This is a genomic window from Shewanella vesiculosa (assembly GCF_009994065.1).
GTDB lineage: Bacteria > Pseudomonadota > Gammaproteobacteria > Enterobacterales > Shewanellaceae > Shewanella > Shewanella vesiculosa.
On the sequence record NZ_JAACSD010000004.1, the window covers coordinates 526,464 to 552,913 of the forward strand.

The following is a 26,450-nucleotide window of genomic DNA, read 5'->3' on the forward strand; positions in this document are numbered from 1 at the left end:
TTCGCTAACATATTAAGTGTGTAACATCACTCATTCATAGAATTGGTATTAGAGACATGTCATCAAAAAACGACACGATAACTCTACTATTTAAGCATCTAACGTTAAGGCAATCTGCTTAACCTTGATTGCCAGTGTCACCAGTCACATCGATAAAAAATCAAGCTATAATAACGCAAAAACAACAAATAAATAACAACTAAGCCATATATTAACAAAGTGTATATACGTTTAAGATAGAGAGTAATCTTTTGATAAACAAGGTATAAGGCCAATCAATTACAGCAAACATAGCATTTTAACACCTAAACTTCAGATCTTTGCTCTAAAAACTCGCCTTGTGCAGCACTTACACCGAGAATTTTTAACGTTTGCCATTCTTCGAAACATTCAACGCCTTCAGCAATCACTTTCACTTCGGCTCGATAAAGGCCGCCAATCAGGCTACGGATGAATAATTGATTCTCGGAACGTTGATGGACTCGGCGTACAATAGAGCGATGTAATTTCACTAAATCAAAATGGTACTCCTGAATATAGTGAGTCCCGACAACAGATTGTCCAACATTATCTACAGCCAATTTAGCGCCCATTTTCCTCAGCATATCCAGAGTCTTAACTAGTGAGATATTTTCCTGATTTTTAACAATAATGTCTTCAGACACCTCAAAAATCAGTCGCGCGGCTAAGGGTCGATGCTCTAATAAAGTCGATTGTAACCAGCGAACAAATGCTCTACTGGTCAAACTATCAAGACTCAAGTTGATACTGTAGCTTGATGTATTGTCAGACATTAGCCTAAAAAGTACTTGTTCCAATACTTGTCGCTCAATCTGCGGCATCAATCCACATTTATTAGCCATTGGAATAAACAGAGTGGCGCGCACATCATTACCCTGTAAATCTCGGGCACGACTAAAAATCTCATAGTGCATAATTTGATTATCACTATCTACAATGGCTTGTTGTAAGGTGAAAAATCGTTTTGATACCAATGCATTTTCAATAAAACTGCGCCATCGAACAGAGCCTTTGGCGATTTGCTCATCGAGTGCACCTTTATCGTACATGAACCAGTTATTAACTCGTTGAAGTTGTGCCGCTCGGAGGGCCATCTCAGCTTCTTCAACAAGCTGTAACTGTAGATCGCCAGCTTTAAAAAAAGCACACCCTAAATGAAAGAAATTATCAGGATTACCAATGCCATAAAAAGGCAATGCGATGCAGGTTTTGAGTATTCGCTGTGCTAACTGATCGGCTTCAAGCAAAGATAACTGTGGTACAACAATGGCTAATTGTGAGTAGCTACGCCGCGCAAAAATACTGTCTTCATATTGCATTAATACCGCTGTAATGGCTTCTGTAGTCAATGAAAGCATGGCCTTAACGCCACCTTCACCGAATTGGTCTTCCACTAAATCAACATCATCAAACTCAATGAGCATCAATACACCATGGGCAACCATTTTCTGGTGGTGACTTAATCCATCAAGACGGTTTTGAAAAAATATAGGATTACCAATTTGGGTTTGTTTGTCTAAAAAAGTATCTTTACGGATAAATTGATCTAAACGGCCGCGTTCTTTATGAGCATCATCGAGTTCTGCAAGTAATTTACTGATGGCACGATTAATCATTCGAGGCTTACCGTTAGTAGGTACATCGGCAGCTTGTTTTAAATGACCATCGAGAATGAGCTTACTGCGCTGGGCGAGTTGCTCTATCCCATCTAGCTCTCTGGAATACCAACCGTAACCAAAGCGGACAAAAAAACCGATGCTAGTAAAACCAATAAGCAGAATAACGAGCTCATGCCAGCCAAAATTACGTAACGAAAATGGTGGCGGTAAAGTCATCGTCATGAGTAACTGCCCTTTACTTAGCGAGCTTTTATAAAGAGTTAAACTGCTTTTAGATGCAGAGGGTTGCTCATGATGAAATTGATAAATTAATTGACTGTTATGCGACAAGGAAAAATCAACCGCCTTATAAGCAGTCAGTAAAGGGGGTAACCAAGTAGAAAATTGTTTATTGCCATGTTGTTGATAGTCAGCAACTAACATGGTCTCTAATTCAGCCACCTTCTGCTGCTGAAAAGTATAGGTTAACTGAGTAAAACCCATTACCGCGCACAGTAAAAACACAAAGGCCACCGCAGCCAATGAAAGCAGCCAAAAGCTAGTCAGTTTTTTGGTAAGGATCTTGGTAAGCTTCATTTATCCGCTATCCTGCTGGATTTACTTATTTTATTAACAAGTTAATTTTCATCCAGTATAACCATTGTGCCAACAAGTTCACTAATCGTTTTTACTTATACGGGTATGATAGCTAAAAAAAAGGGGCCAAGCCCCTTACGTTAATCATGCGATGAATTCATTCAGACTCAGAGCAGCAGCAGATACCCAGTCCCGAGCAGCTTATACCTTATATTCTGTCGGTAATGTGGTGATTTTAGCCACACCAGAATCAATCGCAGCTTGCGATACTGCTCGAGCAACCAGCGGCAATAATCTTGGGTCCATTGGTTTTGGCAGCACATATTGAGCACCAAAGCTCAACGATGACACATTGGGATAAGCAGCCAATACCTCTACTGGAACCGGCTCTTTCGCGAGGTTTGCGATAGCATAAACAGCCGCTAACTTCATCTCATCGTTAATGACCGCAGCGCGCACATCAAGTGCACCTCTAAAGATAAACGGGAAGCACAATACATTATTGACTTGATTTGGATAGTCACTTCGACCCGTACCCATAATGAGGTCTTTACGAATGTTATGAGCTAATTCAGGTTTAATTTCAGGATCAGGATTTGAACAGGCAAAAATCACCGGATTAGGTGCCATTAACGCAATATCATCCGCGGTTAATAAATCCGCCCCCGATAACCCTAAAAATACATCGGCATCTTTTATTACATCCTGCAGAGTGCGTTTATCGGTATTATTGGCAAATAAGGCTTTATATTCATTTAAATCTTCACGGCGGGTATGGATAACGCCTTGTCTGTCGAGCATATAAACATTTTCACGTAATGCACCACATTTAACGATCATTGTCATACACGCAATGGCAGCAGCACCGGCACCTAAACAAACAAAGATAGCATCGTCAATTTTTTTGCCCTGAATTTCGAGGGCATTCAACATACCTGCAGCCGTAACAATAGCGGTGCCATGTTGATCATCATGAAACACAGGAATATTACAGCGCTTAATCAGCTCTTGTTCAATTTCAAAACATTCAGGCGCCTTGATGTCTTCTAAATTAATGCCACCAAACGTATCGGCAATCGACTCAACAGTATTGATAAAGTCTTCAGTGGTGCGATGTTTCACTTCAATATCAACCGAATCAATATTCGCAAAACGTTTAAATAGTAATGATTTGCCTTCCATCACAGGTTTTGACGCCAATGGACCTAAATTCCCTAGCCCTAAAATAGCAGTGCCGTTGGTTATAACCGCAACGGTATTACCTTTATTGGTATATCGATAAGCATTTTCAGGATTAGAAGCGATCTCTCTAACAGGCTCTGCAACACCGGGACTGTATGCTAAAGCAAGATCGTGACTTGATTGAGCAGGTTTAGTTAGGCAAATAGCCGTTTTTCCTGGTACTGGAAATTCATGATAATCCAGAGCTTGTTGACGAATATCTGACATTGTATACATCCTGAAATACGCTATATATGACGGAGAGGATGATGTAGGGAGCCCATCAATTAGCACCTTGCTAACCCTCTAAAATTTTAATAACAATACGCTAATACTCAAACGATATAAATCAAAAACTCAATGATAGGAGGTGTTGTGAGTAAGAATAGAGGCTAGGTTTTATTAATCTAACTAATTGAATATGAATATATATAAATCAATAAGTTAAAAGTGTAGGAAAATAACAAGATTTACGATAATAAACGGATAAAGACGACGATATTTGCAGTTTATTTTGTCTAAATAACAATAAAGCTCTGTTTATGCTTTTTTACATTGTTTACTACTAAAAAATTAGTTTCCGCCTCAGCACAACACTATTTTAGGATAACTCAGGTTAAGAAATGGAATTATGCTAGTTGTAGAAAATAAAAAAGGCGCCGAAGGCGCCTTATTCAAGTCAATTGCAATGCAATTACTTTTTACCAAGCATACCAAAACGCTTGTTGAACTTGTCAATACGACCACCAGTATCAACAACTTTCTGAGTACCAGTGTAGAATGGGTGACATGCACCACATACGTCCAAGTGTAGGTTTTTACCTGCAGTTGAGTTCACTTTGATGATGTTACCACAAGTACAAGTTGCAGTAATTTCAGCGTAATTTGGGTGTATACCTGTTTTCATTTGGAGTACCTTAAATTGAAGGCCATGTCGCTCTCCCAACCCGAAGTTGAGCACCACATGCAGTTAATAACAATATGTTTTAGGCGCGGAATAATACAGGGTCTCAGGTACACAAACAAGTAGAATTTCTACACAGTACTAGGAAGACTTGTGCGACAACACTAGCTCATCATAAGTAGCTTGGGCATTAGATGAATTTTGATATTGCTGCACAATCTCCTCAGATGGGCACTTTAAACGGCTATCAGACATCAGTAAGTATATTTTCTGATTAGCAAACGCATTGGGGTTGGCATCATAAATCGCCAGCATCGCACCAAATACGCTGATTTGCCATTGTCGGTAATAACGATCAGCAACCCGCCATAAGGTATCTTGAGGCAATTTATCAAGTAAGCAGGACTTGTTCAGTGCAGGACTTTGCCGATCGGTTTCGGCTAGTGTCATCTTGGTTTCAACATTAACCAGAATTGGCTGAGGCAGCGTTTGAGTTTCATGAATGGCAGCCAGCAGTTGCTTACTCTCTAATTCTTTACTGTCGGCATTAAGCGAATCATCGATCTGTGTTGCTTGCGGCATCTCCATGGATGCAGTAACAGGCAAATCTGAAGGTGATACTTGTTGAGACTTATCGCCTTGGCTGGCCACTACATTATCAAATGTTACTTTATCTGCAGCAACATTTTGATAGCGCGATAGCATCTCTACTGATGGGCAACGTAATGCGCTCCCGACTTTTAATTGGCTAATTTTATCTTGGTAGAATGCAGATGGATTGGTTTCATAAAGGGCAAGCATTGCGCCGTAGATATTTGAATTCCATTGCTTACGATAGCGCACCGCTATTTTCCATAAGGTATCACTCGCTAAATGATTAATCTGGCAATCACTCAGATTTCTTTGCGTTGTCGCGACTTGAGGTGTAACGCTGGTCTGGTGACTTATTGGCGTAGGTTTTAATGTCGATAATGTCGCAGACGACTTCATCGTTTTAATGGCTACCGGCTGGTGTTTACTCTGGACAACAGATTGAGAAAATAAAGCTACAGGGGAATATTGCAGCCATTTAGCATTACGAAATTCCGATACAATTAATGCCGCATCTTGATCGCGAACTTTTTCAGTGCCTGTTAATACAAAAACATCATTATCACGTCGCTCAACATCGAGCTTTTCTAGCACGATATTATCTTTATAAATTTGGCGTAAGTAAAACGTCAGCCGCGATAAATCATGGTGATCGGTTATAACATTCACGGTTAATTTAGGTGTTTGGCCACTTTCAAATGGAATGGTATCAATACTGATATGACTGACTTCAGCGATCACAGTTGAAATACTGTTAAATGCAAGTAATGCTAATATTGTTAGCATCTTAACGCGTTTCATCAATACAATCCTTTCGATTATAAACCGCTTCCATACAGCATACAGTTACGCTGTAAAAACCATGATACTTTGTGCATTTATACACTGATTGTTAAAGTGTTAATGCTACGTTTATCACGCTGTAATTTATTATTATTGTTTACTTTTTTAATTTTTAAAATGCCTAACATCACAAATATTAACATGTGCAACTATATAAACTAACATAATCTGCTGCAACTAATTACTGACAGAAAGAGCAAATACTCGACTACATAAGCGTTTTTATCACAGATGATCAGCATCAAACTTATTGATTGGCATGTTTTGCCTCAATCGCCTCGAATACTTTTTTGTCGACCGCTTTATTATCATATTGCGCCAAAATCATTGTTGATGGGCAATTCAATGGCACATCTTTAAGTAACAAGTGGATTTTTTGCTTAGAGAATGCCAATAAATTCGCCTCAAATATAGCTAACATCGCACCGTAAACGCTCGTATTCCACTGTTGTTTATAACGATTAGCTATTCGCCATAAGGTGTCACTATTATCACGTTCAAGCAAACAGTTAACTTGTTGAGTAGGTACAATAGTTGATGATGGCACCGATGGCACTTGAGCCACGCGATGATCAACTTGCTGATGTTTGGAAGTACTCATTACTGGCAGATTAGCGTCAGGTATTGGCCGATGTTCACTGTTGACCGCTATCTTTGCACCATTGAGCGAATATGGCGCATCAAAAATAGCCACAACAGCCAAGGTGACCGCTCCTGTCGAAGTGGCTTCAGTAATAATTAACTGCGCATTTGAGTCACTGATGATCTCGCTACCATTAAGTTGAAGTAAAAAGCGATTAATGGCCTGCACCGTTAACTTTTGCTGCTCAACCTTGTTATTCTCTAACTGGCGGATATAAAATCCTAATCGCGACACATCATCATTTTGTGCCACCACATTAACTTTTAATTGCGGTAAATGATTTACTTCAAATTGACGACTATTAATACTGACATGATTAACTTGAGCCATTGCAGTAGCAATATAGCTCAATAATCCAAACCCTAGGATAATAGCCTCAATAAGTCCTTTACGCATATATGTTGCCCTATCTCTTTGATGACACTTAGAGGTAAACTGATCCGCAATCCACTACAGAATTGAAAATGATGAAACCTTATGCCCGTGTTTGTTGAAGTTGCCTTACCCGTCCCATTACGCAGAAACTTTAGTTACCGCGTAAAAGACCAGCAGCAAGCGGGATTACAAATAGGACTTAGGGTAAAAGTACCGTTTGGCTCTCAACAACTCATTGGCTTAATAACCGCAATTACAGACAGCTGTGACTTGGCACCCCATCAAATAAAATCTGTTACAGCTGTGTTAGATGATGCCCCATTGCTACCTGATTCGCTATATAAATTAACCCTGTGGGCCGCCCGATATTACTTTACCACTCAAGGGCAAATGCTCAGTCAAGCGCTGCCAGTGGCATTGAGAAAAGGCTTAGAAGCAACGCCACAAGCCGTGGTTGAATATCATTTAAGCCCGCAAGGACGCAATGCTGACCCTAGCGTATTAACACGCGCTCCGGCACAGAAAAAACTGCACGAGTTATTGCTGGCAAATCCCATCAGCCATGATGAGTTCACCACTCAACAATTAAGCAAGGCGGCATTAAAAGCATTAGAACAAAAACACTGGATTGAACGGCAAGAAAAAGTGCTCTGCCATGATCTAAGTTGGCGTCAACAACTGATCATGAATGAATCACCCCACAAGCTTAACAAACAGCAAGCTGTCGCAGTATCTGTACTCACTCAGCAGCAAGGTTTTCATTGCACTTTATTAGAAGGGATTACTGGCTCAGGCAAAACTGAAGTTTACTTAGCCTTGCTTGAGACTATTTTACAACAAGGTAAACAAGCGCTCATTCTTGTGCCTGAAATAGGCTTAACCCCGCAAACCATTAATCGCTTCAAACGCCGTTTCGAAGTCAATGTCGCCGTGATCCATTCGGGCCTAACCGATAATCAACGCCTAGAAGCTTGGCGTCAGGCTCGTGTCGGTGAAGCGGCAATTATTATTGGCACTCGCTCAGCACTCTTTACTCCTATGGCTTTTCCTGGGTTAATTATTCTTGATGAAGAGCATGACAGTAGCTTTAAACAACAAGAAGGTGTGCGCTACCACGCCCGAGATTTAGCCGTAATGCGGGGACACCTTGAAGATATTCAGGTGGTTTTAGGTTCAGCAACGCCATCATTAGAAACCTTACAAAATGCCTTATCCGGACGCTATCATCACCTTGAATTAAGTGAGCGCGCTGGCGCAGCGCAAAAAGTGAAACAAGGTATTATTGATATTACTTCGCAACCCCTAAAAGCGGGGATGTCAGCATCATTAATTAACGAAATGCGCATGCACCTTGATGCGGGTAATCAGGTGCTGCTATTTTTAAACCGCCGTGGTTTTGCGCCCGCGCTACTGTGTCATGAATGTGGTCATTTACATGAATGTGATCGCTGTGATGCCTTTTTTACCGTCCATCAGGGCTTAAACGAAATATGTTGTCATCATTGCGGTAATCAATACGCTATTCCGCGCCAATGCCACCAATGCGGCAGCACTATGCTAATGGGCCATGGTTTAGGTACCGAGCAACTGGAACAAGAAATCGTAAAACTGTTTCCCAAATATCCTGTAGTGCGAATAGACCGCGACACCACGCGGCGTAAAGGTTCACTTGAGCAGCAGTTGCAAGGCATACACATGGGTAAATATAAAATCCTCGTTGGCACACAAATGCTGGCAAAAGGTCATCACTTTCCTGATGTCACCTTAGTGGGTTTACTTGATGTTGATGGCGCCCTGTTTAGTGCAGACTTTCGCGCACCAGAACGATTTGGCCAGCTATACACCCAAGTATCGGGCCGTGCTGGCCGCGCTGATAAACCCGGTAAAGTACTCCTGCAAACCCATCAAAGTGATAACCCAATTTTGCGCGACCTGTTGAAGCGCGGTTATGGTGAGTTTGCTCGTAGTCAGCTAAAAGAACGTCAACAAGCATTATTACCACCGGCATGGCACATGGTATTAATTCGCGCTGAAGCACATTTAGCTGAAGATGCTGATGCTTTTTTAACACGCACTAGCGAACTACTCCCCCAAGATAAAGACTTTGAAATTATTGGTCCGATTCCGGCACCGCTTGATCGTAAAGCAGGCAAATACCGCCGCCAATTAATACTGCAAGCCAAAAGTCGGCAGCGTTTACAAACCGAATTTGAACGGGTTTTAGCGCTTATTGAACAAATACCAGAAAGTAAACGTTGTCGCTGGAGTATCGATCGTGACCCACAGGATTTGATGTAATCGCCTGCTGTACGGGAAGTAAACCGACCTTATACCGGTGATAAACTTCACTTAGGTTCATAATCAACATAAAAAAACCAATATTTCCGTTAAAGCAGATAGCAATCACCCCCTATAAACGGCTAAAATATGCGGTTCCGTCATGTCATTCATTTAACGAATTAGTGCAAGCAAAAGCCCATGAAATCACATATTGAATCTTTACTAGAACAAACCATCGAATCCTTCAAACAGCAAGGGATTGTGCCGGCTGATTTTCAAGCCCGCATTCAGGTCGATCGCACTAAAGATAAAAGTCATGGTGACTTAGCGACTAACCTGGCAATGATGCTAACCAAAGTAGCTAAAAAGAACCCTCGTGAGTTAGCGCAGCTGATCATTGATACTTTGCCTGCATCATCTTATGTGGCCAAAGTAGAAATTGCTGGTCCAGGGTTTATTAATTTCTTTATTGATGACAATGCATTAGCTAATCAGCTACAACAAGCGCTAAACAGTGACCACCTAGGCGTGATATTACCGCCTAAGCAAACGATCGTGGTTGATTATTCTTCGCCAAACTTAGCCAAAGAAATGCACGTTGGTCACTTACGCTCAACCATTATTGGTGACAGCGTAGTGCGCGCGCTTGAGTTTTTAGGCCATAAAGTGATCCGTCAAAACCACGTAGGCGACTGGGGAACTCAGTTTGGTATGCTACTGGCACTAATGGAAGAGTTACGCGCAGCCAATGGCGAACAAGCCAAAATGGAATTGTCTGACTTAGAAAGTTTTTATCGCGCAGCTAAAGTCCGTTTTGATGAGTCGACTGAATTTGCCACTCGTGCTCGTCAACTCGTGGTCGCTTTACAATCTGGTGACGAATACTGTAATAAATTATGGCGCGAGTTTAACGATATTTCATTAAGCCACTGCCATGATGTTTATAAACGTTTAGGGGTTAGCTTAACCCGCGCCGATGTGCACGGCGAAAGCGCCTATAATGCCGACCTTGCTCAAGTAGTTAGCGATCTTGATGCCCAAGGTTTGTTGGACGAAAGTAATGGCGCTAAAGTGGTGTTCCAAGAAGCATTTCGTACCAAAGAGGGCGAACCTCTTCCTGTTATCATCCAAAAAGCTGATGGTGGCTATTTATATGCCACTTCAGACCTTGCTGCCATGCGTTATCGCTCAAACGTACTAAAAGCAGATCGCGCGTTGTACTTTGTTGACTTACGCCAAGCACTGCATTTTCAGCAAGTGTTTAGTCTCGCCAAATTAGCTAAATTTGTTCGCCCAGAAATGTCACTAGAGCACACAGGCTTTGGCACCATGAACGGTGCTGATGGACGCCCTTTTAAAACTCGTTCTGGTGGTGTAGTTAAATTAGTTGATTTACTTGATGAAGCCGATGTGCGAGCACTTGAACTTGTTCGTAGCAAAAACCCTGATATGGATGAAGCGACCCTTACTGAAATTGCTCGCGTGGTTGGGATCAGCTCGGTTAAGTATGCAGACTTATCTAAAAACAGAACCAGCGATTATATTTTCAGCTTTGAGCAAATGCTCAGTTTTGAAGGCAATACCGCACCTTATCTATTATATGCCTACACACGTGTTGCCGGTATTTTCAAGCGTGCGGCAGATATTGACCTTAGCCAAGCTAAGATTGTGCTCGAACATGAAAAAGAAAAAGACTTAGGCACTAAATTAGCCCAGTTTGGTGAAGTATTAACTCGCATGACAGACAAAGGCTTACCACATGTACTATGTGGATATCTTTATGAGCTTGCTAGCGAATTTTCGAGTTTTTATGAAGCTTGTCCAGTACTGGCGGCCGAAACAGAAGCCGAAAAACAAAGCCGTTTATTGTTGTCGCAATTAACCGCAAAGACCTTAAAAACGGGCTTGTCACTACTTGGCATTGAAACCCTAGAGCGGATGTAATCATGAGTCGTGACTACGCAAATCGCAAACCTCGGGCGGGCGCAAAAGCCCGCGCGCCACAACGAAAAAAAGCACCTAAACGCTCTTTTCCTTATTTTGCTGTGTTTGTGATACTCACATTATTGAGCGGCTTTGGTTACTTTTTATGGTCGATTAATGGTAGCTCTGACTCACCAGTAACAAGTGAGCCGGTTCAGCAACCGAAAAAGAAAACGGTATCTACCGCGACCGTAGAAGCGCCAAAAAAAGTGGTTAAGAAAGATCCAAATGCATTACCACCTAAGCCACAAGAAGAATGGACTTATCTGGAGGAGCTTGAAAACAAGCAAGTTGAAATTGACTTGCCTCAGTCTGGAGTGGTTTCAAGCGGTATCTATCAAATGCAATGCGGATCGTTTAGACAAGAATCACAAGCAAATGAAATGAAAGCCAGAATCGCCTTCCAAGGTGCTGAAGCGCAGGTTCGTCGTAGTGAAGGCACCAACGGAATATGGTATCGGGTAGTGTTAGGGCCTTATCCAAACAAACGCGAGGCGGAACATAACCGGCATAAGATGCAAAGCGCAGGTTTAAATGGCTGCATTATTTGGTTATGGGAATAACACCACAAGTCTGCTGATAACATTTATCTCATATTAGCCCTGTTCATTCGAACAGGGCTTTTTGTTAACCATCGCTTGATATTTAGCATTTTGGCCCCATATCCATTTTAACAATCAACAATTGCATTCACCCTAATGAGCCGTTGATGTATTAGGAAGAGGATTTACCGTGACTACTATCGTATCCGTTCGCCGCAATAATCAAGTCGTCATCGCTGGTGATGGCCAAGTGTCTCTAGGCAATACCGTGATGAAAGGCAATGCCCGTAAAGTGCGCCGCCTATACCACAATAAAGTACTAGCAGGTTTTGCTGGCGGTACTGCCGATGCATTTACTCTTTTTGAGCGCTTTGAAGCTAAGCTCGAAATGCATCAAGGCCATTTATTAAAGTCTGCTGTCGAATTAGCCAAAGATTGGCGCACCGACAAAATGCTACGTAAACTCGAAGCTATGCTAGTGGTAGCCGATGCTCAAGAATCACTCATTATTACCGGTAACGGTGATGTGGTACAACCTGAGTACGATCTTATTGCTATCGGTTCTGGTGGCAACTATGCCCATGCATCGGCCTTAGCACTACTGCAAAATACCGAGTTAAGTGCAGAAGATATTGCAGAGAAATCACTGACAATTGCAGGTGACATTTGTGTATTCACCAACCAATTCAAAACTATCGAAAAGTTAGACTACTAATTCGAGCGTTAATAAAGGAACAGTTATGTCTGAAATGACTCCACGTGAAATTGTTCACGAACTAGATGCACACATTATTGGCCAACAAAATGCCAAACGCTCGGTAGCCGTTGCACTGCGAAATCGCTGGCGCCGCATGCAGCTTGAGCCTGCATTGCGCCATGAAGTCACGCCAAAGAATATTTTAATGATCGGCCCAACCGGTGTGGGTAAAACAGAAATTGCCCGTCGTTTAGCCAAATTGGCTAACGCGCCGTTCATCAAAGTTGAAGCAACAAAATTTACTGAAGTCGGTTATGTCGGTAAAGAAGTGGAACAAATCATCCGTGATTTGACCGATTCTGCCGTTAAAATGACTCGCGAACAGCAAATGAAAAAATGCCGTTATCGTGCCGAAGAGCTTGCCGAAGAACGCATTTTAGATGCGTTATTGCCTAAGCCGAAAGATGACTGGGATACCGACAAAAAAGATGACTCGAGCACCCGTCAGGTTTTCCGTAAAAAGCTGCGTGAAGGCTTATTAGACGACAAAGAAATTGAAATCGACATAGCGGCACCTCAAGTAGGTGTTGAGATTATGGCGCCTCCAGGCATGGAAGAAATGACCAACCAGTTACAAGGGTTATTTCAAAATCTTGGTCAAAGCACCTCTAAGCGCAAAAAGCTTAAAATTAAAGATGCTTACAAGCAGCTCGTTGAAGATGAAGCCGCTAAGCTGGTCAATCAAGAAGACTTGAAAGAGCAAGCGATAGAACTCGTTGAGCAAAATGGCATTGTGTTTTTAGACGAAATCGACAAAATTTGTAAACGCGGCGAAAGCTCAGGCCCCGACGTGTCTCGCGAAGGTGTGCAACGTGACTTACTGCCATTAGTTGAAGGTTGTACTGTGTCGACTAAGCACGGCATGGTCAAAACCGACCATATTTTGTTTATCGCCTCTGGTGCATTCCAGATGTCTAAACCCTCTGATCTCATTCCAGAGCTTCAGGGCCGTTTACCGATTCGAGTTGAGTTAGATGCCCTAACTGCCGCCGATTTTAAACGTATTTTAACCGAGCCATTTGCGTCACTTACTGAGCAAAGTATTGCCCTCATGAACACTGAAGGTGTCACCATAGAGTTTACTGAGTCAGGTATTGAACGTATTGCTGAAGCCGCATGGCAAGTGAACGAGCGTACTGAAAATATTGGTGCTCGCCGTTTACATACTGTGATGGAAAAGCTGATGGAAGATATCTCCTATGATGCTTCTGAAAAATCAGGTTCCACCTTTGTGATTGACGCTGACTATGTCAATGACCACCTTGATACCTTGGTACAAGATGAAGACTTAAGTCGCTTCATTTTATAATCATTATTTGAATCAAGCGTCCTCCCATTTGATTATGACAGATGGGAGGCTCGTGACCTTTTCTATATGAATAAACATCACGAATGCACGTTTCAACAATAGGATTAACAGCAAAGTCGCGTATGATGATAATCTGCGATTTAGTGTTAATCCTTTTTTTATAGGTATTCCCATGACTCAATCAACGCCGACTGTCACTGGCATTAAACTTAAGCGCCAATCTAAGTTACTCGAAGTGACGTTCGATAACGGCCAAACCTACAATATCAGCTGTGAAATGTTACGGGTATTCTCGCCGTCTGCAGAAGTGCAGCGTCATGGTAATCCAATATTGGTTACCCATAAGAAAGCCGTTAATATCAAAGCGCTCGAACCGGTTGGTCATTATGCGGTTAAAATCATCTTTGATGATGGCCACGATACCGGCTTATATTCTTGGCAGGTACTGCATAACTTATGCAGTAATCAAACTGAGCTATGGCAGCAATATCTTGCCAGATTGCGGGCAGAGAATGGCTCACGAGAACCACTGATTTCTATGAATATTAAGTATTCATAGACTTTGTTTTACAATGGCCTACGGCCACACCAGCTTTTTCAAACTTCGTTTGAATTAACATCGCAAGGTTCCACCCTGCACTTTTTAAGATATGACCTGCGGCCACTAACGTCGTGGCGCTTCGCCCATCCGGAGCAACATCACAAGGTTTCAAATTGGGTGATAACACATCCCAAGTTATCGATGTGTGCGAGTGACGTTTAGCGCAAACACTTCTGCAACACCTTGCAATGTACATCCTTGATAATGTTTACCCGAAAACAAACGAACCCTTACCTTTTCGGTATTGGAAAGCTTGTTTTAATTCATACCATGACTGTTATCAATTGCCTGCCGCAGGCCTTAGTGCAAGCACTTCTGTGACACGTTACACTTTTTATATACAAAAACCCCCTGTAGCTCGGCCATGACGTCCATGTCATGGACGGTCACAGCCGCGCTTACACCCGATATTCGATCTCTTCGATTTAACCTCATAGGTAATAAAAATCATCTCGTCCGAGTTAATAATTAAACCTTCAAACCGTCATCCCCGAGATCTTTTATCGGGGATCCAGATTTTGCTTTTTAGCCATAGTCACAAATAGAGCTAAATCGAAGAGAGCATAATTACAGGTGTAGATAAGTCAGCAACGAATATCCATTTATCTTTCGTATTGGAAAACTTGCTGTAGTTCATACCATGACTGTTATCAATTGCCTGCCGCAGGCCTTAGTGCAAGCACTTCTGTGACACGCCACACTTTTTATATACAAAAAAATCCCTGTAGCTCGGCCATGACGTCCATGTCATGGACGGTCACAGCCGCGCTTACACCCGATATTCGATCTCTTCGATTTAACCTTATTTGTAATAAAGTCCGCTTTATTTAGGTGAATTGAATCACCACACTCAAACCGTCATCCCCGAGATCTTTTATCGGGGATCCAGCCTTTTGCTTTTGCTTTTTAGCCATCGTCACAAATAGAGCTAAATCGAAGAGATAAAAATTACAGGTGTAGATGAGTCAGCGAGTATCCAAAACATGGATGTTTTGGTTAAGCCCACATGGAAGTGCTTGCGGCGTCTCGCTGGATTATCTGCACGATAGCCTGCGGCAGGCAATTAGTTGAAATGAAGTTTTGAACTTATATTAATGTAATTAATAAGTCGTTTGAAGAGGCTTTAATGTTAACTTGTATAACGAAATAAGTAAGGAAAATAATTACTTAAAAGTAGTCCATAAAATTGTAATTCACTTTAGTATTAAACTCACAGAGTTTACTTTAAATATTGAAAATAATTCCCAATATTAATCAGTATTACTTTTATTAGATGTCTAATGGTATAAGTCTATTCAATAATAAAAAAAATTCTGCCATCCAAATAAAAATGCCAGCATTTCTGCTGGCATTTTTGATCAATTGTTAACTAGTTTAAGCTTAAACTGCGGCTTGGAAAATCACGCTGTCGGCTTTCTTAGTGTAAGAATCGATTTGGTCGAAGTTCAAGTAACGGTAAGTATCAGCTGCTGTTGCATCTAATTCTTTGGCGTATTCTTGATACTCTTCAACTGAAGGTAAACGACCCAGTAGCGCTGCTACTGCGGCTAATTCAGCTGATGCTAAGTAAACGTTTGCGCCAGTACCTAAACGGTTAGGGAAGTTACGTGTAGACGTTGATACTACAGTCGCACCTTCTGCAACACGTGCTTGGTTACCCATACATAGAGAACAACCAGGGATCTCGATGCGAGCACCAACACGACCGAAGATTGAGTAGTAACCTTCTTCCGTTAATTGATCGCGGTCCATCTTAGTCGGTGGTGCAATCCATAAACGAGTTGGTAGCGTGGTAGCAAACTTTTCTAACATCTTACCGGTAGCACGGAAGTGACCGATGTTAGTCATACAAGAACCCACAAACACTTCGTCAATCTTAGTTTGTGCAACGCTTGATAATAATACTGCATCATCAGGATCGTTTGGTGCACAAAGGATTGGCTCTTTGATGTCGTTTAGGTTGATTTCGATAATTTCAGCATATTCTGCATCTTTATCTGCTTCCATCAACTGTGGGTTAGCAATCCATTCTTGCATCGCAGTAATACGACGCTCAATCGTACGACGATCGCCATAACCTTCTGCAATCATCCACTTTAACATCACGATGTTAGAGGTCAGATATTCAATGATTGGCTCTTTGTCTAGCTTAATGCTACAACCTGCAGCTGAACGCTCAGCAGATGCATCAGATAATTCGAATGCTTGTTCAACTTTAAGTTTTTCAAGACCTTCAATTTCTAATACGCGGCCAGAGAAAGCATTAATTTTGCCTTTCTTCTCAACCGTTAGCAGACCCATTTCAATTGCTTTTAGTGGGATAGCATGAACTAAATCACGTAAGGTAATACCAGGTTGCATTTCGCCTTTAAAGCGCACTAGCACTGATTCAGGCATATCAAGAGGCATAACACCTGTTGCTGCAGCAAATGCTACTAGACCAGAACCTGCTGGGAACGAAATACCAATCGGGAAACGAGTATGTGAATCACCACCAGTACCTACGGTATCGGGTAACAACATACGGTTTAACCAAGAGTGAATAACCCCGTCACCTGGACGTAAAGCAACACCACCACGGTTCATAATGAAATCTGGGAGTGTGTGGTGAGTGGTAACATCAACTGGCTTTGGATAAGCGGCAGTGTGACAGAATGACTGCATGGTTAAATCAGCACTAAAGCCTAAACATGCTAAGTCTTTTAACTCATCACGTGTCATAGGGCCGGTAGTGTCTTGTGAACCGACTGAGGTCATCTTAGGTTCGCAGTATTGGCCAGGACGAACGCCTGATACGCCACATGCTTTACCAACCATTTTCTGAGCTAAAGTATAGCCATTGTTAGAAGCGGCGATGTCTTGTGGACGAACAAACACTTTTGATGCTTCAAGTCCTAAGGTTTCACGCGCACGGTCAGTAAGGCCACGACCAATGATCAACGGAATACGACCACCAGCACGAACTTCATCTAACAATACTTCGGTTTTAAGCTCAAATGTAGAGATAACTTCATCAGTGCCGTGACGCTTAACTACACCTTCATAAGGGTAGATATCGATCACATCACCAGTATCCATTTGATCAACGTTTAGTTCGATCGGTAATGCACCCGCATCTTCCATTGTGTTGAAGAAAATTGGCGCAATTTTGTTACCTAAACAGAAGCCACCAGCACGCTTGTTAGGCACATAAGGAATATCATCACCCATAAACCATAACACTGAGTTAGTGGCAGATTTACGTGAAGAACCCGTACCAACCACATCACCAACGTAAACTAAAGGATGACCTTTACCTTTTAACGCTTCGATTTCTTTGATTGGACCCACTACACCTGATTGATCAGGCACAATACCGTCACGGGCATTTTTTAGCATTGCTAATGCGTGTAGTGGAATATCTGGACGAGACCATGCATCTGGCGCAGGAGACAAATCATCAGTGTTGGTTTCACCAGACACTTTAAACACTGTTAAGGTAACTTTGTCAGCCATTTTTGGACGGTTTAAGAACCAATCTGCATTAGCCCAAGCCTCAACAACCTGCTTAGCAAAATCATTACCCGCTTGCATTTTTTCAACAACATCGTGGTATGAATCAAACATCAACAATGTATTTGAAAGTGCGGTAACCGATAGAGGTGCTAATGCTGCATTATCTAGTTGGTCAATTAACGGCTCAATGTTGTAACCGCCTTGCATGGTGCCAAGCAGTTTAACAGCGTGTTCTGCGCTTAAAATAGGAGATGACACAGTGCCTTTAGCGACTGCATCAAGGAAAGCGGCTTTAACATAAGCGGCTTCATCTACTCCTGGTGGAATACGATTTTCGAGCAAGTCGAGGACGAATGCCTCTTCACCTGCTGGAGGTGTTTCAATTAACTTAACCAGTTCAGCCACTTGTTGTGCATCTAATGGCTTAGGGACTACACCCTCTGCAGCACGTTCTGCGACGTGTTTACGATATGCTTCTAGCACGGCAACATTCCTCTTTGTTTGACGCCTAACGGCGAAACTCAGCGTCATTATGATTACGCTGATAATTCCACTGGTTCGGGCTTGAAATCCGACCACCAGTATACTACAGCTTTATAAAAGTATGAATCAGCTCACACTACCAGAGGTATGAAATCAATGCGATTTATCAACCTAAAAATCAATTTAAACCCAAGTTCAATAAATTAAAATTAGACAATAGTTTGAAACAGCTAAAAAAATATTTAAATACATTAGCTTATGCGGTACCCGCTGATTAAACTATATACAAAAAGATATCTTGTTTTTTGAATGAAATATTTTTTAAAAAGTCTATTTTGATTGCGCCATAACAGCATCAAAGCAATAATTAGCGCTTAAGGTTATGCTGTTTATGGAGTCTGAATTGTGTCTACCCAAATAAAAGCCGTTATTTTTGATATGGATGGAATTTTAATTGATTCCGAACCCGCTTGGCAGTTAGCTGAGCAAACTGTGCTGAATAGTTTTGGGCTTAACCTCAGCCTTGAAGACGTGGAGCAAACCACAGGCTTGCGTATTGATCATGTTGTTAGCTATTGGCACCAACGTTTTCCATGGCCAAATTACGACAATACAGCGACGGCGAATACCATAGTTAATGAAGTAGTAAGCCAAATAAACGCACATGGTCAACCCATGTTAGGTGTGATTGAGTCGCTAGAGGCGTGCAAACGTTTAGGGCTTAAAATAGGTTTAGCCACCTCTTCATCGTCATTAATTATCAAAGCAGTGCTGCATAAACTCGCCATAAGTCATTATTTTGATGCTATAGAATCTGCTGAAAATTTAGACTATGGTAAGCCTCATCCCGAGGTATATTTGAATTGTGCTAAAGGCTTGGACATAGCACCAAGCCAATGTATTGCGATTGAAGATTCATTTAATGGCTTAATTGCTGCCCGTGCTGCCAGCATGCAAACGGTGGCAATTCCTGCGCCTCACACCGCGACACAAACCAAATGGGTTATTGCGCATCATCAATTGGCGCACGCAGGATTATTACCCGCATTGCTTAACAAGGTCGCTGCGCTGCTAGAGCGGACTGCGTCCTGCTAGGTTATAGGTCGCTGCGCTACTAGGGACACTGCTAAGATTTAATAGCATCTGCAGTGTCCTAGCTTCTAGGCTGTAAGCTTGTATAGCCTCTAGCCTCTAACCTCTAACCTCTAAGTTTTTGGCTTAGATTGAATAATAACTGCCTAAAAGTTTTTGCCGACAAATAAATAAAATGCAGACTGGCCGCTGTCATTAAATCCAAAACCTAATGCCGCGGGTCCCCAATCGGTATCGGTACCTAAATATAAACTACTACCGAAAATCAAATCACCTAAATCGACATCATCACGATTAAACCATGCATTACCAGCTTCAAGGCTAGTGCCTAAGTACAAAGGCAAATCGGTGATCAGCACATCGCGGCCAAGATCGTACTGGTAAATCACAGCACCAAAGACTTTATGGGCGCCGACCAAGGTATCTTTGCGGAAACCAGATAAGTTTAAGAAACCTCCTAAATCGGCAACATGCAAAGTAAAGTCGCCATCATTCTGGGTGGTTGCCAATTCCATTTTACCCACAATGGCATGATTACCGAGCTTTAATGCGCCTTTCCAATCGGCCTCAAATTGCCAGGCTAAATCATCGCTGTCAGTATTACTGACATTGCTTAAGCCTTTATATGACTCATCTCTTAAATAGCTGGTAAAAGTCAGTCTATTGCCTTCTGTTGGGAAACTAATGCTGTTGAGATTATCGTAGGCAACCTTAAAATAGCCGCCGGTTGAATGAAAATTAATTGAATCAACCAAGCCAAATTCACTGGTAACACGGCCATCTTCGGCGATAACACCAAATTCCATAATGCCATCAGAATTAAAGTTATAACCGATACCTAATACAATTTGTGCGACTTTATTCTCGAGTTGAAAATAACGGATATCTTGATCGTACAGATCCCAGTTTTTCATTTCATATTGAAATCTCGCTAAGCTGTAAAATGTTTGATCACGATCTAAGGGTTGATAAAACTCAGTCGCCACGCGCTTTTTAAAGCCAAGTTCTAATTCGTTACGCCACTCACCACCATTTTCAGTTAAGTCAGTCATGGTATACGCCAAACTTAAGGTAATCGCCGAATCTAAGGTGAAATCATCTTCCCAATTAAATCCCGCTTGAAAATAGTTTGGTCCCCATGATTTGGCCTTAGTGGTAATGGTCAGTATTCGCCCTTGATCAACATCTTCAAACTCAGCATCAACACGCTCAAATTTATTCAATGAGTACACCCGATTTAGAGCAGAATCGAGTTCCTCTTTACTCAGAATAATACCTTCAGTGATCCCTAAACGCTCACGCAGTAATTTCTCACTGACTTTTGATTGATTATCAAAAGCAATTTTATAAATGGGTTTTTTAAGCGGGTCGTTCCACAGTAAACTTTGTTGTAATTTACTTGCTTGATAGGCTAAGTAATCTTGTTCACTAATGCCAAGAGGTTGTAACTTCACTAATTCTAACTTAGCGGCATCTTCACCTAATTTTAGTGCCAATGGCATAATTGAAAAATCAGTGGTACTTAAATTATCAATGGCAGGACGAATTAAGATATCGCTCGATGTCAGCAAGGTTTTTTGCCGTGCAGTGCTAGCTTGAGTCAACATAGTTGATAGCTGCTCTAATACAGCAATGGTGCTGTCTAAGTTTTCTTGCTTAGTTAATGGCGAACCGATATCAACAGCTATGATGATGTCTGCGCCCATGGCTTTGACCACATCAATCGGCATATTATTGGCAATGCCACCATCAACTAATAAGCGGCCATTAATCAATGCTGGTTGCAATGCACCTGGTACCGTTGCCGATGCTTGCATTGCTTGCACAACACTGCCGCTAGATAACACCACGGCTTCACTAGTGGCTAAATCCGTCGCCACTGCTCGATAGGGAATAGCAAGTTCATCAAAATCACCAAACTGCTCAACTAAACCCGTCGAGTGGCGCAATAATTGCGACATACTTTGGCCACGTAACAAACCACTAGGAGAAGTTAAACTGTTATTGTTATAGCCCACTGTGAGTGGAATATTAAACTGATCACGTTGCTGTTTATCACGGTAGCTTAATTTATCGCGCGGAATAGTGTCTGAGTAGCCTTTAGACCATTCTCCACTGAGCATAATTTTTTCAATTTGGTCGGCGTTATAGCCTAATGCATACATGCCAGCAACATAGGCACCAATACTGGTACCTGCAATGTAATCAACAGGAATATGATATTTTTCAAGTACTTTCAACACACCAATATGTGCAGCGCCCTTGGCTCCGCCACCACTGAGCACTAAACCAATGGTGGGCCTTTCTTTAGACGCTTTTTTTGCTGCATAGGCAGGTTGCACCGCCAGGCAAAGGCACATACTGCTAGCCAAAAACCATATTAATAAGTTAAGGCGTAAGGTTGATTGCATAAATCATTCCGAAAGTAAGTAAAAACAACGCATTCTAACAACATTTAACCAATAGCCATACAAATGGATAGCCGCTATAGAATGATAGTGGTATCACAGAGAACCCATTAGTGTTCAATGCTGATTTGTCGCTTAATATTTTGTTCAAGATCAGCTTTGGGCATCGGCTTGGCAAAATAATAGCCCTGAATAATATGGCAGCCTCGTTGGACAACTTGTGCAAGTTGCTCAGCGGTTTCAACACCTTCAGCAATGACTTCAAGCGAGAGATTTCGTGCTAATTCAATCACACTGCTTACAATAGCTTGGTCAGCTTGATGGGTGTCAATATGGATTAAAAATGAGCGATCAATTTTCAGAATATTGACTTGGAATGAACGCAAATACGCGAGCGAAGAATAACCGGTGCCAAAATCATCGATCGCAACATCAATGCCTAACTGCTTTAACGCGAGTAAATGTTGGCTGGCAATATCGACTTCTTTCATCAATACACCTTCAGTAATTTCTACCGACAAATATTTTGCAGGCATGCCAGTTTTATGTAATGTCGCAGTTAAAAAGTCGATAAAGTCTGGCTGCCTAAAATGCATTGCCGACACGTTAACCGACACTTTTATTTTACTTTGGTACTGCTGATGCCAGCTCGCACCGTCGAGACAAGCTTGAGTGAGCACCCAGCGATCAATTTCCACGATGAGGCCACAAGATTCGGCTATCCCAATAAACACATCAGGCCGGATCATGCCATCTTTTGGGTGTTTCCAACGGATCAAGGCTTCAACGCCGACAATACTATTATGCTTATTCACATCAATCTGCGGCTGATAATACAGCTCAAACTCATTGCAAAGTATCGCTTGATGTAAATCAGCTTCTAAGCGTAAATGGTATAAGGCTTCAGCATTTCGCTCCGCGGAATAATATTGAAAATTACCTCGTCCCTCTTCTTTAGCGTGATACATGGCTAAATCAGCATTTTTAATCAAGGTTTCGGGGGTTTGGTCATCATCAGACCACATACTGATGCCTATACTAGTCGAAATGAAAAATTCCCGACCGTATAATTTAAATGGCATTTCTATTTGTTGTAACAGTTGTTTGGCTATGTGGTTGATGGTATCGACGTCTTTGGCATCACGCAGCAAAATAACAAATTCATCGCCACCAAAACGACACAACAAATGTTCTTCAGACAAGCAAGACTGTAACCGACTTGCGGCTTCAACCAATAAGGCATCACCCATACTGTGGCCATAAGAGTCATTCACATGTTTAAATCTGTCCAAATCTAAAAATAACAGTGCTAAGTTTTCATGATGCTGCTTTGCTGTTTCTATGACTTGTCCCAGACGGCGAGAAAACATCGCCCGATTCGCTAAGCCAGTTAACATGTCATTGTTGGCTAAACGGCGCAGATGGAGTTCATTATGTTTGCGCTCAGTGATATCTGAAAATACCACCACATAATGTAATGCTGAGCCGCTCACGTTGAACATAGTTGAGATATTTATCCATACCGGACATCGGCTACCATCGTTACAATTAAACTCGCACTCTCCAGTCCAAAAGCCCTCCTTGTCAAACACATCATCCATGTCGAAAGGTTCTAGCGTCTCAAACACTAATTTGGCAAACGGTTTTCCGACTAAATCGCTCTTTTGAGCTGCAAGAATTAAATTGGCCGCAGCATTGCTAATTTTGATGTGCTTATCGCTATCTAAGATCAGCATACCCTCTGAGGTATTTTCAAACGCTTGAGCTAATAAATTGACCTCACTTTCAAGCGCTCTTTGCTGGGTAATATCGGTATACATACCAGCAATATGTATTAACTTTCCACCACTGTGATCGACATCAGTGGCACGACCTTTAATTCGCAGCCAATGCCATTGCTGATCATATTGATTGTGATAGCGATACTCGATGTCAATCACGTCTGTTGCACATGTGATCAATTCATTCCAGGCTTTGGAAATCTGCTCAATATCATCTTGATGAATGGGAATGTCTTCTAGCTTTATGTCGATATGAGGCTCAGGTCCCAGTACACCACCGCGATTGTCTAATGAAAACATTCGAGTATGCTCATGCCATTGCCATAAATCTGAATCGCTACCTTTTAGTGCCTGGCGTAAGCGATCATCACTTTGCAGTAATGCAGTATTCATTTGTTTAAAGCGGCTAACCTGTCGCTGCCTAAAGATCAATAGTGCCAATCCAGTTAGCAATATGATCAGTATTAATGCACCTTTAAATTGTTGTGATCGCCACCAAAACTGCTTTACCGTAAATCGATATTGAAATGGCTCATTCGTCCACACACCATTTTTTTTATACAAGAGTTCAAGCACATATTCCCCAGCACTTAAACCGGTAATATTAATTTGTGACTGCCCTTCCAGTAACACGTAATTTCCCGCATCGGAGCCATTCTCAACCAAACGATATTGGATGGTCATGGGTTTATCATCAAGGTAATCCAGTATGGCTATTTGGAAGCTAATTAGGCTCGCACCCGGTTCAACTTGCGATAACTGGCTTGGAACAAGATAAACCGCTGTTTTATCCTCATAAAATACAGATACAGATTCAAGTATCGCCTTATCATTGACCGTTCGTGGCGCTAACTTATCAAGATCGATGAGCATAGCGCCATCTGGGGTACCGATAAAAAAGCCTTTAGCAGGATCATAAAATTTTGCCGACTCATTAAATTCATCGGAAATAAAACCGTCTTTATGACTAAACGAACTGACTTTACCTGTCGTCTTATTTATCTTGATAATGGCACTGGCACAGCCAACAATATGATCGGTTGCAGTATCCTGTAAAAAGTACACCACTTTACAATCTATTTTCCACTGTTGATCCAGTGAGATTATCTTATTAGTTTGCGTATTGTATTGATAAATACCTTGTTGGGATGAACCAAACCAGAGCACACTTGGCGCCACTTGCATAACACTGGTAATCGTTGGAAGAATAGTAAAATTGGCAAATAGATTTAATTTAGAAACATATTCACCCTCTGTGGTTAAATAGCCAAAATGTTTATTTCCAGCTAACCATAGATGATGTTCAGTATCTCTTAATAGGGCACTATAGCGAGCATTAGTCAGTGACTGCTGACCGTCATTGATCTCTTGTAGCGTCAGCTCATCCTTACCATCTTGCCAATAATACAAGCCTTTCGTGGTCGCAAACCAAATGACGTCACTAAACAATTGATCACGATAAATATTAATGATTACGCGATCAACCAGCGACGTTTTGCCACCACTCCAATCAGCAAAGCGAGAACTAATATTAGTTAATTTATTGACCACATATAAGCCGCTGGTCGTCGCTAAAACAAGGTGCTGCTCATCTAGAGAACTAATTTTATAAATACTGTCATTAAGTTCAAAACCCTTAGGGATCAGCATAATTGATGTTTGGTCATGGGTATTCACTACTGACAAACCACCATCAGTACCTAACCAGACGGTGTCACCCTCACTGTATATCGACCACACCATTTCATTATCAAGCTGATAAGGCGGCTTTTTAGAATAATCATCAATTAAAAAACTAGGCTTACCGGCAATGACCGCAAGCCCATCTCCAGAGCCACCAATCCATAACAAACCATCGGAATCGACTGCCATATCATGGATGTAATCAATATTTGCACGTTGCTTAAGTTCGTCACGGTATATAATTAACTTATTGTTTTCTTGACTCCAAAAAATCAATCCTGCTCGACTTGAAATCCATAAATCACCGTTAAGATCTTGCTCCATTTGCTCAACATAATAAGGGATCTCTGCTACAGCCTGTACTGTAAGCGCATCAATATTAAGCTTAAAGACTCCTTTTGATGTCAACATCCATACTCGTTGTTGTTTATCTTGAAACAACTTATTAATGGTGCCATTTTTATCAGACCATGGAAATTGCCCAATGAAAGTCCCATCGGCATGATGAAGCTGTACCTCATGATTAGTCGAAAACAAATAATTAGTATTATGTAACTCAAGCGCATTTCGCCAAGGCAAATTGCGATCTAATGTATGGCTTGGGGATAAGGAAAGCTGCTGAGTGATGTCATCAAAATAATAAACCTGCCCTGAAAAGGCCAATATGAGTAAGCGCCCATCAAGCTGACGCTGAGTGGCCGCTACGTGAATACTGTTATTGATATTGGTTGCATCATTATCTTCAGGTCTAAGGATCAAACTAAAGTGATTATCTAAAATACTGTATAAATATAACGAGGAATTGGTGCCAACCAGTAAATGATCTTGACCAGAGTTAACCACAGTAGAAATGAACTCGTCATCCAGAACTGAATCAAAACCGACTTTATCGATGCGTCTAACTTTACTGTTACTCACCCGGTACAGACCTTGCTGAGTCGCCAGCCAAACAAATCCATAATGGTCAAAGCTAATATCTTGAATCGTGGCATTAGCTAAACCATCTTGCGCATTAAAGACTCGCTGAACAATATCTGCGGCATTCACAGGCGCAGCGGCTAACGAACATAGAATCAGACTAACAGCCCCAAAAATTACCGCTCTGATCATAAATTAAGCCTATACCTCAAAAAGATAATATTGATACTCATCGTTATAGCGTCCCCTAAACCGATACAAACTGATATTCTTGTTTAGTCACGCTGTAGATAAAAGAAACAGTATAACTTTCTACATTGAGAGG

Annotated in this window: 15 protein-coding genes; 7 read left to right on the forward strand and 8 right to left on the reverse strand. The window is 41.6% G+C overall.

The genetic code is table 11. From position 1 onward, the window contains the following. Window positions 1–305 precede the first annotated feature (305 nt). The 5 genes from csrD to GW828_RS04605 form a co-directional block, all read right to left on the reverse strand. Window positions 306–2,216, reverse strand: a complete 1,911-nt coding sequence (csrD, locus tag GW828_RS04585; protein WP_182723549.1) for an RNase E specificity factor CsrD — start codon at window positions 2,214–2,216, stop codon at window positions 306–308. 201 nt (window positions 2,217–2,417) lie between these two features. After that, complete coding sequence (locus GW828_RS04590) at window positions 2,418–3,665, reverse strand: malic enzyme-like NAD(P)-binding protein (protein ID WP_182741426.1); 1,248 nt, start codon at window positions 3,663–3,665, stop codon at window positions 2,418–2,420. A gap of 466 nt (window positions 3,666–4,131) precedes the next feature. Next, on the reverse strand, window positions 4,132–4,344 hold the full coding sequence (rpmE, locus tag GW828_RS04595) for a 50S ribosomal protein L31 (RefSeq protein WP_011639173.1): 213 nt from the start codon (window positions 4,342–4,344) through the stop codon (window positions 4,132–4,134). Window positions 4,345–4,482: 138 nt separating this feature from the next. Further along, window positions 4,483–5,733, reverse strand: coding sequence for a FimV/HubP family polar landmark protein (locus GW828_RS04600; protein WP_273057785.1), 1,251 nt, complete (start codon window positions 5,731–5,733; stop codon window positions 4,483–4,485). A 289-nt stretch (window positions 5,734–6,022) separates the two neighbouring features. Further along, window positions 6,023–6,814, reverse strand: coding sequence for a FimV/HubP family polar landmark protein (locus GW828_RS04605; protein ID WP_182698938.1), 792 nt, complete (start codon window positions 6,812–6,814; stop codon window positions 6,023–6,025). 81 nt (window positions 6,815–6,895) lie between these two features. Between GW828_RS04605 and priA the strand changes: the two genes are divergently transcribed. From priA to GW828_RS04635, 6 genes are all read left to right on the forward strand, one after another. After that, complete coding sequence (gene priA / locus GW828_RS04610) at window positions 6,896–9,091, forward strand: primosomal protein N' (protein WP_182755585.1); 2,196 nt, start codon at window positions 6,896–6,898, stop codon at window positions 9,089–9,091. A gap of 180 nt (window positions 9,092–9,271) precedes the next feature. Next, window positions 9,272–11,017, forward strand: a complete 1,746-nt coding sequence (gene argS / locus GW828_RS04615) for an arginine--tRNA ligase (RefSeq protein ID WP_124015336.1) — start codon at window positions 9,272–9,274, stop codon at window positions 11,015–11,017. Between the two features lie 2 nt (window positions 11,018–11,019). Then, complete coding sequence (locus GW828_RS04620; RefSeq protein WP_182723554.1) at window positions 11,020–11,619, forward strand: SPOR domain-containing protein; 600 nt, start codon at window positions 11,020–11,022, stop codon at window positions 11,617–11,619. A 169-nt stretch (window positions 11,620–11,788) separates the two neighbouring features. Further along, window positions 11,789–12,313: an ATP-dependent protease subunit HslV gene (hslV, locus tag GW828_RS04625; protein ID WP_124015338.1), complete on the forward strand. Its 525-nt coding sequence runs from the start codon at window positions 11,789–11,791 to the stop codon at window positions 12,311–12,313. 25 nt (window positions 12,314–12,338) lie between these two features. Beyond that, window positions 12,339–13,664 carry an HslU--HslV peptidase ATPase subunit gene (gene hslU, locus GW828_RS04630; RefSeq protein ID WP_124015339.1) on the forward strand — a complete coding sequence of 442 codons (1,326 nt, stop codon included), beginning with the start codon at window positions 12,339–12,341 and terminating at the stop codon, window positions 13,662–13,664. A gap of 172 nt (window positions 13,665–13,836) precedes the next feature. Then, window positions 13,837–14,223 carry a gamma-butyrobetaine hydroxylase family protein gene (locus GW828_RS04635; protein ID WP_124015340.1) on the forward strand — a complete coding sequence of 129 codons (387 nt, stop codon included), beginning with the start codon at window positions 13,837–13,839 and terminating at the stop codon, window positions 14,221–14,223. Window positions 14,224–15,645: 1,422 nt separating this feature from the next. Here GW828_RS04635 and acnB read toward each other — a convergent pair. Then, complete coding sequence (gene acnB, locus GW828_RS04640; protein WP_124015341.1) at window positions 15,646–18,243, reverse strand: bifunctional aconitate hydratase 2/2-methylisocitrate dehydratase; 2,598 nt, start codon at window positions 18,241–18,243, stop codon at window positions 15,646–15,648. Between the two features lie 402 nt (window positions 18,244–18,645). Between acnB and hxpB the strand changes: the two genes are divergently transcribed. Continuing rightward, a complete protein-coding gene (gene hxpB / locus GW828_RS04645) occupies window positions 18,646–19,338 on the forward strand; it encodes a hexitol phosphatase HxpB (protein WP_273057944.1) in 693 nt (230 codons plus the stop codon). Window positions 19,339–19,481: 143 nt separating this feature from the next. Here hxpB and GW828_RS04650 read toward each other — a convergent pair whose 3' ends face one another. Beyond that, complete coding sequence (locus tag GW828_RS04650) at window positions 19,482–21,746, reverse strand: patatin-like phospholipase family protein (protein ID WP_182723557.1); 2,265 nt, start codon at window positions 21,744–21,746, stop codon at window positions 19,482–19,484. 107 nt (window positions 21,747–21,853) lie between these two features. Beyond that, window positions 21,854–26,317 (reverse strand): EAL domain-containing protein, encoded by a 4,464-nt coding sequence (locus tag GW828_RS04655; protein WP_273057784.1) that lies wholly within the window; start codon window positions 26,315–26,317, stop codon window positions 21,854–21,856. Between the last annotated feature and the right edge of the window lie 133 nt (window positions 26,318–26,450).